The following is a 12,271-nucleotide window of genomic DNA, read 5'->3' as shown; positions in this document are numbered from 1 at the left end:
AAGCGTCTTTGCGAATCTTAAAAAAGAATAATAGTCAAAAAATCTTTGCGGACTTTGCGTTTAAAAAACATCATTTATTAATAATCATTTATCAATTATAAATATGAACAATTCATCTCAAAAAATATCTGTCGTTGAAAAAATCGGCTACAGTTTGGGAGATTTAGCGGCCAATCTGGTTTTCCAGACATTGGTGACCTATCTGGCTTACTTTTACACGGATATCTACGGCTTAAAACCTGAAAATGCATCGGTCATCACCTTGGTGGTCGGACTGATTGCCGGTTTCGGATTCAATCCGCTGGTCGGTGCTTTGGCAGACAGAACCAGAACCAAGTGGGGAAAATTCCGTCCGTGGATTTTATTTTCAGCCGTTCCGTTGGGCGCTGCGGCACTTTTTGCATTCAGCACACCTAATTTTTCTTACCAAGGGAAAATAATTTACGCAGCCTTAACGTATAGTATTTTGCTTTTGTTGTATGCTGCCAATAATTTGCCATACGCTGCGTTAAGTGGCGTTATTACAGGCGATATGAAAGAACGAAACAGCATTTCCTCTTACCGTTTTGTGGCAGTGATGTTTGCGCAGTTTTTCGTTCAGGTATTTATGCTGCCGATTATTTTATCCTCTGGAAACGGCGATAAAGCAGTCGGAATCGAAGTCGTAATGACGTGGTTGGCGATTATCGGAACCATAATGTTGCTCATCACATTTTTTACTACCAAAGAAAGAGTCATCCCAAAACCTGAGCAGGAATCTACTTTAGGAGCAGATTTGAAAGATTTAAAGAAAAACAAACCGTGGATTATAATGTTGGTCGTTACCGCATTGATTTTCATTACATTGGCAATGAAAGGAGGTTCGTACGTTTACTATTTCAATAATTACGTAGATGAAACTTCTTTGAAAAATTTCATTTCGCCGATTACTTCATTTTTCAGTTCGATTGGAATGAATTTTTTCGGTGAAGATCCTCGTTCAGCAGGTTTCGGACTGTTCAATGCAGGCGGAATCATTATGATGATTGTCGGGATAACCTTTTCAAAAAGATTTGCCGATAAGTATGGAAAAAGAGACGCATTCATCGCATCGCTGTTTATTTCAACATTATTCATCGTTGCATTCATTTTTTATCCGCCAAAATCGGTAGGATTAATGTTCCTTTCGCAAATTCTTCACGGTTTTTTCTATGGAATCAGCACACCGCTGCTTTGGGCAATGATTGCCGATGTTGCCGACTATTCCGAGTGGAAAAACAACAGACGCGCCACAGCTATTATTTTCTCCGCAATGATGGTCGGTTTGAAAGTTGGTCTGAGCATCGGAAGTTCATTGGTTTCCTCTATTATCGGGCATTACGGCTACATTTCATCCGAAGGAACCGAAAACGTTATTCAGCCCGAATCCGTTGCAAACGGCGCTCGGATGCTGGTCAGCATTTTTCCTGCCATTCCGTTCTTTGCGGCCTGTGGATTATTAATGTTCTACGAAATCAACAAAAAAATGGAAACCCAAATCGAACAGGAACTTAAAGAAAGAAGAAAAAAAGAAGATTAGTATTTGTTTGATTGTTTGGGCAGCTTTATCCGTCTTCCACTCCCGCTTTTTTGTTCCGCTTTGCTCCACAAAAAGAGCTCCGTTCAAGCCGGGCTGCGAGATTCAGCATAAAACAAATTTTACCCTTAAAGTAATATTGGTCATTCTTTAGATTTAGAATTTTAATAAAGAAAAACAAAATAGTAAAAGCTCCGTAGGAGCGAACTGTTAATAGCCAATATCAGATAAGCCATCAAGCCTCGTAGAGGCGACCTGTTAAAGTTCAGGATAATTAATAAAAAATTAACAATGAAAAAAATAGCCGCATTATTAGGAATTTTAGCCCTTACGGTTTCCTGCAAAACAGCAAGTTCGGCATCTTCAAAAGATTCCCTGAAAGATACCTACAAAAATAAATTTTACATCGGAACCGCAATGAGCCTTTCGCAGATTGACGAAACTGATGTAAAATCTGATGACATCATCAAAAAACAATTCAGTTCCATTGTTGCAGAAAACTGTATGAAATCGATGTTCATACAACCGCAGGAAGGAAAATTTTTCTGGAACGATGCCGATAAATTTGTAGCATTTGGTGAGAAAAATAAAATGTTCATCATCGGTCATACTTTGATTTGGCATTCACAGTTACCGAAATGGTTTTTCGTAGACAAAGACGGAAAAGATGTTTCTCCGGAAGTTTTGAAACAAAGAATGAAAAGCCATATTACAGCCGTTGTAAGCCGATATAAAGGCAGAATCAAAGGGTATGATGTCGTCAACGAAGCGATAATGGAAGACGGAACGTACAGAAAAAGTAAATTTTACGAAATTCTGGGCGAAGAATTCATTCCGTTAGCATTCCAATACGCACAGGAAGCAGACCCGAATGCTGAACTCTATTACAACGATTACAACGAATGGTTTCCTGAAAAAGTAAAAACGGTCATCAAAATCGTTAAAAATATGAAATCCAGAGGCATCAGAGTCGATGGAGTAGGGATGCAGACGCACGTTGGATTGGACACGCCAAAACTTGATGAATATGAAAAGGCCATAACAGATTATTCTTCCGCTGGTGTAAAAGTAAACATCACCGAGATGGAAATCAGTCCGTTGCCTTCACCTTGGGGAACTTCCGCCAACGTCGCAGACAAAGTGGAATACGATGCCAAAATGAATCCGTACACCAAAGGACTTCCCGCAGATGTTGAAAAGGAATGGGAAAACCGATATTTGGATTTCTTCAGATTATATTTGAAACATCAAGATAAAATCCGAAGAGTAACATTGTGGGGCGTCACTGACAATCAATCGTGGAAAAACGATTTCCCTGTAAAAGGCAGAACCGATTATCCACTTCTTTTCGACAGAAATTATCAGACAAAACCTGTAGTTGAGAAAATCATTCAATTAACAAAAGAAAAGTAATTCTAAAATCTAGCATCTAATATCTAACTTCTAATAATAAAATGAACAAAGCAAAATACCTTTTCCCGAAAGATTATATGGCAGACCCTTCCGTACACGTTTTCGAAGGCAAATTATACATTTATCCGTCACACGACCGTGAAAGTGGCATCGAAGAAAACGACAACGGCGACCATTTCGATATGAACGATTACCACGTTTTTTCTTTGGATGATGTGGAAAATGGGGAAGTGACAGAACACGGCGTTGTGCTTTCGGTAAAAGATATTCCTTGGGCTGGAAGACAGCTTTGGGATTGTGATGTAGCGCACAAAGACGGCAAATATTATATGTATTTTCCTTTGAAGGATAAAAATGACATCTTCAGAATCGGGGTTGCGGTGAGCGATAAGCCTTCCGGACCTTTCATTCCTGAGAAACATCCGATGTTGGGAAGTTACAGCATCGACCCTTGTCTTTTCGAGGACGGCGGAAAACACTATATGTATTTCGGCGGAATCTGGGGCGGGCAACTGCAACGTTACAGAAACAACAAAGCTTTGGAATCTGCATTAATGCCGAACTATAACGAACTGGCAATTCCTTCAAAAGTAGCGATGTTGAGCGATGATATGCTGGAATTTGGTGAAGAACCAAAAGACCTCTTAATCCTTGACGAAAACGGAAATCCTCTGCTTCACGGCGACAAACACCGTTTTTTCGAAGCTTCGTGGATGCATAAATATAACGGAAAATATTACTTTTCTTATTCAACGGGTGATACACACTTGATTTGCTATGCAACCGGAGATAATCCTTACGGACCTTTCACGTTTCAGGGAGAAATCTTAACGCCGGTAGTGGGATGGACAACGCATCACAGTATTGTTGAGTTCAAAGATAAATGGTATCTTTTCTTCCACGATTCTGTTCCGAGCGAAGGAAAAACGTGGCTTAGAAGTATGAAAGTGGTGGAGATTGAATACGATGAAAATGGAAAGATTAAAACCATTGAAGGTTTAGAAGAAAATCAATAGGAACGGGCTTCAGCCCGTTTTTTAAAGACGACATACAATTTGGCTTTAACCAAAACTTAAGTAATTTAAAAATTTAAGAATGCAAAATTTCCGACATTACATTTTCTTATTTTTCATTATTCCATTACTGACATTCGCAGAAGACGGCAGTCAGCTCTGGCTGCGATATCCCGCCAATTCAAAGCCAAGAAACATTGTAAATTCCAACAGCAAAAGTCCGACGCTGGAAATCGCCAAAAAAGAACTGAACCAACATTGGAGCGGCCAACCAATCGACTTGAAAATTGATAAGTTTCCGGACAGTTTCAAAGATGGTTATAAAATCATTTCAAGCCCGAAAAAGATCACGGTTTTGGCTAAAACAGATTTAGGATTGCTTTACGCAAGTTATCATCTCTTGAATCTGCAACAGCAGAAAGGCAGCTTTTCTAATCTGAATGTAGAAGAAAAACCGTCTTATGATGTGAGAATTCTAAATCATTGGGACAATCTCGATGGAACAATTGAACGCGGTTATGCCGGACATTCACTTTGGAAGTGGGAAGATTTGCCAAATAAAATTTCACCGAGATATGAAGAATATGCAAGAGCCAACGCCTCAGTTGGAATCAATGCGACAGTTCTGAATAATGTCAATACTTCCCCAAATATGCTTCGTGAAGATTATCTGAAAAAAGTAAAAATCTTGGCGGATATTTTCAGACCTTATGGCATCAAGGTTTATCTTTCGGTTAATTTTTCATCGCCGAAAGTTTTAGGAAATACTAAAGATTCTGACCCTTTGAACAAAGACGTTCAGAAATGGTGGAAAGATAAGGCGACAGAAATTTACAAACTGATTCCTGATTTCGGCGGATTTTTGGTCAAAGCCAATTCAGAAGGTCAGCCAGGACCGCAGGATTACGGAAGAACGCACGCAGACGGTGCCAATATGATGGCTGATGTTCTGAAACCTTACGGCGGTATTGTGATGTGGAGAGCGTTTGTCTACAGTCCGAGCAAAGAAGACAGAGCAAAACAAGCCTATCTGGAATTTGTTCCGTTGGATGGAAAATTCAGAGATAATGTCATTATTCAGATTAAAAACGGACCAATCGATTTTCAACCGAGAGAAGCTTTCAACCCGCTTTTCGGAGCATTGAGGAAGACTTCGGAAATGGTCGAATTTCAGATTACTCAGGAATATTTAGGACAGGCCAATCATTTGGTTTTTCTGGCGCCGTTATTCAAAGAAACTTTGGACAGCGATACTTTTTCGGATGGGAAAGGTTCTACGATTGCTAAAATCACAGACGGAACTTTACGACCTGCAAAACTGACGGCCATTTCGGCAGTTGCCAACATCGGTGAAGATACGAACTGGACAGGTCATCAGTTTGCACAAGCCAACTGGTACGCTTTCGGACGTCTGGCCTGGAATCCCGATTTGTCATCAGAACAGATTGCCGATGAGTGGATTAAAATGACTTTTACGAAGGATGAAAAATTTGTCAATCCCGTAAAAGAAATGATGCTCACCTCCCGCGAAACGGCTGTGGATTATATGATGCCATTGGGTTTGCATCATATTTTTGCAGGCGGACATCATTACGGTCCCGAACCGTGGGGCGATTACAAAGGCGGAAGACCAGATTGGTCGCCAGTTTACTACCATCAGGCCAACACAGAAGGACTTGGATTCGACAGAACCAAAACCGGAAGCAACGCCGTTTCACAGTATTTTCCGCCGCTTAACGAAATCTATAATAACATTAAAACAACTCCAGAAAACCTGATTCTATGGTTCCACCACGTGCCTTGGGATTACAAAATGAAAGACGGAAAAACACTTTGGGATGAGTTGTGTTACAAATACGATTTGGGCGTTCACGAAGTGAGATATTATCAGAAAACCTGGGATAAAATGCAGCCTTACATCGATGAACAACGATTTTCGGAGGTTCAGGATAAATTAAAAATTCAGGCGGAAGATGCCGTTTGGTGGAAAGATGCTTGTCTGCTGTATTTCCAGACTTTTTCTAACAGACTAATTCCGGATGATATCGAAAGACCTGTTCACAAGTTGGAAGATTTGAAGAAAATCAAACTCAATATGGGTCATCACAATTAAATAAAAATTTAAGCAACAACTTTCTGAATCTTTTTTAAGACAGGAAGTTGTTTGCGTGATAAATTAAGTGTAAATTTAACACTTAAATAAAAATTCAGTAATAATAAAAATCTAGATATGAAATTTTTTATCGACACTGCCAATTTAGAGCAGATTAGAGAAGCCAACGACTTAGGAATTTTAGACGGCGTAACCACCAATCCATCGTTAATGGCAAAAGAAGGAATCAGCGGAAAAGAGGCGATTCTGAAACATTACAAAGACATCTGCGATATTGTTGATGGCGATATTTCCGCAGAAGTTCTTTCAACAACTTATGAAGAAATGATTGCAGAAGGCGATATTTTAGCTCAAATTCATCCCAACATCGTGGTGAAAATTCCAATGATAAAAGATGGCATCAAAGCCTTAAAATATTTTTCAGACAAAGGGATTAAAACCAACTGTACCTTGATTTTCTCTGCCGGACAGGCACTTTTGGCCGCAAAAGCCGGAGCAACCTACGTTTCGCCGTTCTTAGGAAGACTCGATGATATTTCTACAGACAGCTTGAATTTAATCCAGGAAATCAGAACCATTTTCGATAATTATGGCTACGAAACTGAAATTTTAGCAGCGTCAGTTCGTCATTCAATGCACATCATCAACTGCGCAAAAATCGGCGCCGATGTCGTGACTTGCCCGATTCAGCCGATACTTTCATTACTGAAACATCCGTTGACGGATTCAGGTTTGGAGCAGTTCGTAAAAGATTCACAAAAAATGCAATAATGATGCACGATATTAAAAAATTAAATGACATCGCGTTGCAGGTTCGCCGCGACATTGTAAGAATGGTTCACACCTGTCAGTCGGGTCATCCGGGCGGTTCTTTGGGTTGCACAGATTTTCTTGTAGCTCTGTATTTTGACGAGATGAAAAGAAAAGAAGGCTTTAATATGAAAGGAAAAGGCGAAGATGTTTTCTATCTTTCCAATGGTCATATTTCGCCGGTTTTCTACAGCGTTTTGGCACACGCGGGCTATTTCGATAAATCTGAATTGGCCACTTTCAGAAAACTGAATTCCAGACTTCAGGGTCACCCAACAACACACGAAGGTTTGCCGGGAATCCGCATTGCATCGGGTTCTTTGGGTCAGGGAATGTCCGTTGCTATCGGTCACGCCGTCGGAAAAAAATTAGACAAAGACGAAAATCTAGTTTTCACACTTCATGGCGACGGCGAGTTGCAGGAAGGCCAAAACTGGGAAGCCATAATGTACGCTTCTCACAACAAGGTCGATAATCTCATCGCAACCATCGATTATAACGGTCAGCAGATTGACGGACCGACGTCAAAAGTCCTTTCTTTAGGCAACCTGAAAACGAAATTTGAAGCCTTCGACTGGAAAGTTATGGAAGTAGAAAACGGAAACGATATGCAGGAAATTCTGAACGTTCTGGACGAAGCAAAATCATTGACCGGACAAGGTCAGCCGATATGTATTCTCCTGAAAACCGGGATGGGTCACGGCGTAGATTATATGATGGGAAGCCACGCGTGGCACGGCAAAGCCCCGAATGACGAGCAACTGCAAGCCGCATTAAACCAACTCGAAGAAACTTTGGGCGATTATTAATTGGTTGTTGGTTGATTGTTTTTAGTTGATAGAAGAAAAATATCAGAAAAAATTAATCTAATCTTCTGACAACCATCAACCATCAACTGACAACCATCAACAAATTAAATCAAATGAAAAAATATACCTACACAGAAAAAAAAGACACCCGAAGCGGTTTCGGAGCCGGAATGGCAGAATTAGCCGATAAAAACCCAGAAGTGGTCGCACTTTGCGCCGACCTTATCGGTTCCCTGAAATTCGAAAAGTTCATCGAAAAAGCACCGGAAAGATTTTTCCAAATCGGAATCGCAGAAGCCAATATGATTGGAATGGCGGCTGGTTTGGCAACAGAAGGAAAAATTCCGTTCACAGGAACTTTCGCTAACTTTTCTACAGGAAGAGTGTACGACCAGATTCGTCAGTCGGTGGCGTATTCCGGGAAAAATGTAAAAATTTGTGCTTCTCACGCAGGCCTGACTTTAGGTGAAGACGGCGCAACACACCAGATTTTAGAAGATATCGGATTGATGAAAATGCTTCCGGGAATGACGGTCATCAACACTTGCGATTACAATCAGACCAAAGCCGCAACCATCGCTATTGCAGATTACGAAGGTCCGGTTTATCTGAGATTCGGACGTCCCGTAATTCCGGTTTTTACCGATGAAAATCAAACTTTCGAAATCGGAAAAGCGTGGATGGTGAATGGAGGAAAAGATGTGACGATTGTAGCGACTGGACATTTGGTTTGGGAAGCCATCAAAGCGGGCGAAATTCTTGAAGAACAGGGAATTGACGCGGAAATTATCAACATTCACACCATCAAACCATTGGATTCTGAAGCAATTTTAAAATCTGTAAAGAAAACAGGTTGCGTCGTTACCGCAGAAGAACACAATAGACTCGGCGGTTTAGGCGACAGCGTTGCCCAGCTTTTGATTACAGAACATTTGGCTCCACAGGAATATGTTGCGGTAAACGACAGTTTCGGAGAAAGCGGAACGCCTGACCAACTGATGGAGAAATATGGATTGACAGCCAATGATATCGTTCAAGCGGTGAAAAAAATAATGAGCAGGAAATAGAAATTACTATTTTTATAAAAGGCATTTTACCATAAAATATGCAGAGTCTTGTCATTCTGTAGGAATCTAAACTTCTTTATTTTAGTGTGTTGAAATTCCTACGGAATGACAAACAGACTGTTAAATATTATCATAAATTAAACTTAATAGACTTAAATCAAATTTTCATCGAAAAAGTATGAAAAAAATACGCTGGGGAATTCTGGGAACGGGAACAATCGCGCATAAGTTTGCATCGGACCTAAAGTTTGTAGAAAATGCCGAACTGGTTGCAGTCGGTTCTCGTTCGCTGGAAAATGCTAAAAATTTTGCCGATGAATTTGGCGTTCCATCAAGTTTTGGAAGCTATGAAGAATTCGCAGAATCTGACGAAATTGACATCGTTTACATCGCCACGCCCAACAATCTCCATCATCCAAACACTTTACTTTGCCTGAATAATGGAAAAGCCGTTCTCTGCGAAAAACCATTTGCACTGAACGAAAATCAGGCTTTAGAAATGATAAATCTAGCCCGCAAGAAAAATTTATTTTTGATGGATGCGTTGTGGACGAAATTTCTTCCTCACTATCAGAAAATGATAGAAATCGTGAAAGGTGGAAGTTTGGGTGACATCAAAGTTGTTTTGGCGAATTTTGGTTTTCGAGCCAACGTAGAACCGAATTCCCGTTTATTAAATCCTGAATTAGGTGGCGGTTCACTGATGGATATTGGGATTTACAATATATTCACAACGCTGGATATTTTAGGAAAACCGGATGAAATCAATGTCAGCATTAATTCCACTGAACAAGGAATTGACGAGCAATGTGCAGTTATTTTTAAGTACAATAGCGGAGCAATGGCAAGTCTTTTTTCTTCCATTTCAGCGAATTTAAGTACAGACGTTGAAATTTGTGGAACACTTGGAAGATTAAAACTGACAACACCTTTTTACGATTCGACTTCGGTTTTGGAACATTATTTTGATGGAGAAAAGCAAGTCATCAAAACAGAAAAAGAAGAAGGTTTGGGTTATCAATATGAAGCCCGTAACGCCACAAACTGTCTTCTCAACGGAATAACCGAAAGTTCGGTTGTTCCGCACTCCGACAGTATTTTGCTGATGCAGACTTTAGACCAAATCAGAAGCCTTGCAGGAATTGTTTTTCCGATTGAGCAGGACAGTCACCTGAATAGAAATGCGTAACTTTAATCATTATTTAAAACTTAAATTTCCATCCCAATATAATTTGCAGATTTTATGCAGGAGAATTTAATCAATTACACAAGAGAGGCCTTTCGGTCGGCTTTTCAATCGGAGCCGGAACGGTTTTTTCTGGCGCCGGGAAGAATCAATATCATTGGTGAACACGTAGATTACAGCGATGGCTTCGTACTTCCTGCCGCCATCGACAAATATATTTGTTTTGCTGTAAAAAAGTTGGATGATTCTGAAACCTGTACTTTTTTCGCAAAAGATTTCAATGATTCTTTCAGTTTCAATGTGAATGAAAAACAGACGCCCGTTTCGCAGACTTGGGTTAATTATTTGCTCGGTGTTTTTAACGCGATTCAGGAATCCAGAAAAAAGATTCGAGGCTTGGAAATTGCTTTCAGCAGTACAATTCCAATGGGTTCAGGTTTGTCATCTTCGGCCGCTTTGGAATGTGGTTTTGCTTATATACTCAATGAACTTTTCGATTTAAATTTAACCCGAAAAGAACTGGCTTTGATTGGGCAAAAATCCGAACATACGTTTGTCGGCGTCAAGTGCGGCATTATGGACCAGTTTTCATCAGTTTTCGGAAAGGAACATCAGGTGATAATGCTCGATTGCAATTCTCTGGAACATCAGTATTTTGAAGCCAATATCGAAGGATATAGTTTGGTTTTGTTCGACAGTTGTGTGAAACATACGCATTTGACTTCCGGCTACAACGACCGACGAAATGATGTAGACAACGGTAAAAAAATATTGTGGGAAAAGTTTTCTGAAATCGAAAAATTCAGAGATTTCACTATTGAAATATTGGATAATGCAAGAGCGGAAATGGGAGAAACTTCCTACAGAAGATGCCTTTATCTTCTCAAAGAAATCAAAAGGGTGGAAAAAGCAGCGAAAGCTTTATCAGAAGGCGATGTGGAATATTTAGGAAAACTTTTGAATGAAACCCATTCCGGACTTTCAACTGAATTCGAAGTGAGTTGCGACGAACTCGATTTTATGGTCGAAGAAACTTTAAAAGAAACCGGCGTTTTAGGCGCAAGAATTATGGGTGGCGGCTTTGGCGGCTGCAGTATTAATCTTATAAAAGATGAAAATGTGGATGCTGTAATTGAAATTATCGCTGCAAAATATAAAGCAGCTTTTAACATCGAAATGAAAGTCTACAAAGTAAAAATATCGGACGGAATTAATGAATACAAAGAAAATGAATTCGTCATTTAATCAAAAACAGCATCCGCACAGAAGATACAATCCGCTTTTGGATGAATGGATTTTGGTGTCTCCGCAACGCGCCAACCGGCCTTGGCATGGACAAACCGAGAAACGAGTAGAAGAGAAACTGCCCGCACACGATGAAAACTGCTATCTGTGTTCGGGAAATACTCGTGTTAATGGCGATAAAAATCCAGATTACAAAGGTGTTTTTGTCTTTGAAAACGATTTCGGTTCGCTGATGAAAGATGAAGTGGAATTTATTGAAGAAACTTCTGATTTTTTTTCGTTACAACCTGAAAGAGGCATCAACCGTGTCATCTGTTTTTCTGAAAATCATGGTCTGACCTTGCCTGAAATGGAAGTGGATGACATCAAAAGAGTGGTTGACGTTTGGCAAAATCAGTACGAAGAATTGGGAAATCTGGATTACATCAATCACGTTCAGATTTTTGAAAACAAAGGTCAGATGATGGGTTGCAGCAATCCGCATCCTCACGGACAAATATGGGCGCAGTCGTCAATTCCGTCTATCGTTTTGAAAACTCAGGAAAATTTAAAAAGATATTTTGAGAAAAACGGAACTTCACTTTTGGAAGACTACATAAAAAAAGAGCTTGAAACTGACGAAAGAATCATTTTAGAAAATGAAGATTTTGTCGCATTGGTTCCGTTCTGGGCAGTTTGGCCTTACGAAACGATGATTGTCAGCAAAAGGAAGATTGAAAACTTGATTGAGTTTTCTGATGATGAAAAACTTTCTTTAGCCTCAATTCTAAAGGATTTAACTACGAAATACGACAATCTTTTTGAAATGTCTTTCCCATATTCTGCAGGAATTCATCAATCGCCAACGGACAGAAATTCTCACCCGGAATGGCATTTTCATATGCATTTTTATCCGCCTTTGTTGCGAAATGCCGAAGTGAAAAAATTTATGGTCGGCTACGAAATGCTGGCTGAACCGCAACGTGATATCACGCCGGAACAAAGTGCGGAAATCTTGAAAAATCTTTCCACTACTCATTATAAAAGCAAGTAAAAAGATAGTTTTATCTTTGCACTGCTT

The 12,271-nt window shown here is 39.9% G+C and carries 10 protein-coding genes; all 10 read left to right on the top strand.

Going from position 1 to position 12,271, the window contains the following annotated elements; translation table 11 throughout:
• The first annotated feature begins 103 nt into the window (after positions 1–103).
• Positions 104–1,558 carry an MFS transporter gene (locus RTX21_RS15855; RefSeq protein ID WP_312769141.1) on the top strand — a complete coding sequence of 485 codons (1,455 nt, stop codon included), beginning with the start codon at positions 104–106 and terminating at the stop codon, positions 1,556–1,558.
• 288 nt (positions 1,559–1,846) lie between these two features.
• Complete coding sequence (locus tag RTX21_RS15850) at positions 1,847–2,968, top strand: endo-1,4-beta-xylanase (RefSeq protein WP_312769140.1); 1,122 nt, start codon at positions 1,847–1,849, stop codon at positions 2,966–2,968.
• Between the two features lie 41 nt (positions 2,969–3,009).
• A complete protein-coding gene (locus RTX21_RS15845; RefSeq protein ID WP_312769138.1) occupies positions 3,010–3,984 on the top strand; it encodes a glycoside hydrolase family 43 protein in 975 nt (324 codons plus the stop codon).
• Between the two features lie 79 nt (positions 3,985–4,063).
• Positions 4,064–6,094: an alpha-glucuronidase gene (locus RTX21_RS15840; RefSeq protein WP_312769134.1), complete on the top strand. Its 2,031-nt coding sequence runs from the start codon at positions 4,064–4,066 to the stop codon at positions 6,092–6,094.
• Positions 6,095–6,211: 117 nt separating this feature from the next.
• Positions 6,212–6,865 carry a fructose-6-phosphate aldolase gene (gene fsa / locus RTX21_RS15835; RefSeq protein WP_312769132.1) on the top strand — a complete coding sequence of 218 codons (654 nt, stop codon included), beginning with the start codon at positions 6,212–6,214 and terminating at the stop codon, positions 6,863–6,865.
• Positions 6,866–6,867: 2 nt separating this feature from the next.
• Complete coding sequence (locus RTX21_RS15830) at positions 6,868–7,713, top strand: transketolase (RefSeq protein ID WP_312769255.1); 846 nt, start codon at positions 6,868–6,870, stop codon at positions 7,711–7,713.
• 113 nt (positions 7,714–7,826) lie between these two features.
• Positions 7,827–8,780: a transketolase C-terminal domain-containing protein gene (locus RTX21_RS15825; protein ID WP_312769131.1), complete on the top strand. Its 954-nt coding sequence runs from the start codon at positions 7,827–7,829 to the stop codon at positions 8,778–8,780.
• Positions 8,781–8,958: 178 nt separating this feature from the next.
• Positions 8,959–9,969 carry a Gfo/Idh/MocA family oxidoreductase gene (locus RTX21_RS15820; RefSeq protein ID WP_312769129.1) on the top strand — a complete coding sequence of 337 codons (1,011 nt, stop codon included), beginning with the start codon at positions 8,959–8,961 and terminating at the stop codon, positions 9,967–9,969.
• A gap of 54 nt (positions 9,970–10,023) precedes the next feature.
• Complete coding sequence (gene galK / locus RTX21_RS15815) at positions 10,024–11,211, top strand: galactokinase (RefSeq protein ID WP_312769128.1); 1,188 nt, start codon at positions 10,024–10,026, stop codon at positions 11,209–11,211.
• Entirely contained in the window at positions 11,195–12,244 is a 1,050-nt protein-coding gene (locus RTX21_RS15810) for a UDP-glucose--hexose-1-phosphate uridylyltransferase (protein ID WP_312769127.1), read from the top strand. Before galK ends, RTX21_RS15810 begins: the two co-directional genes overlap by 17 nt.
• Positions 12,245–12,271: the final 27 nt, after the last annotated feature.

This window comes from Epilithonimonas sp., from assembly GCF_032054305.1.
Lineage (GTDB): Bacteria > Bacteroidota > Bacteroidia > Flavobacteriales > Weeksellaceae > Epilithonimonas.
This window is presented reverse-complemented; position numbering and strand designations above follow the sequence as displayed.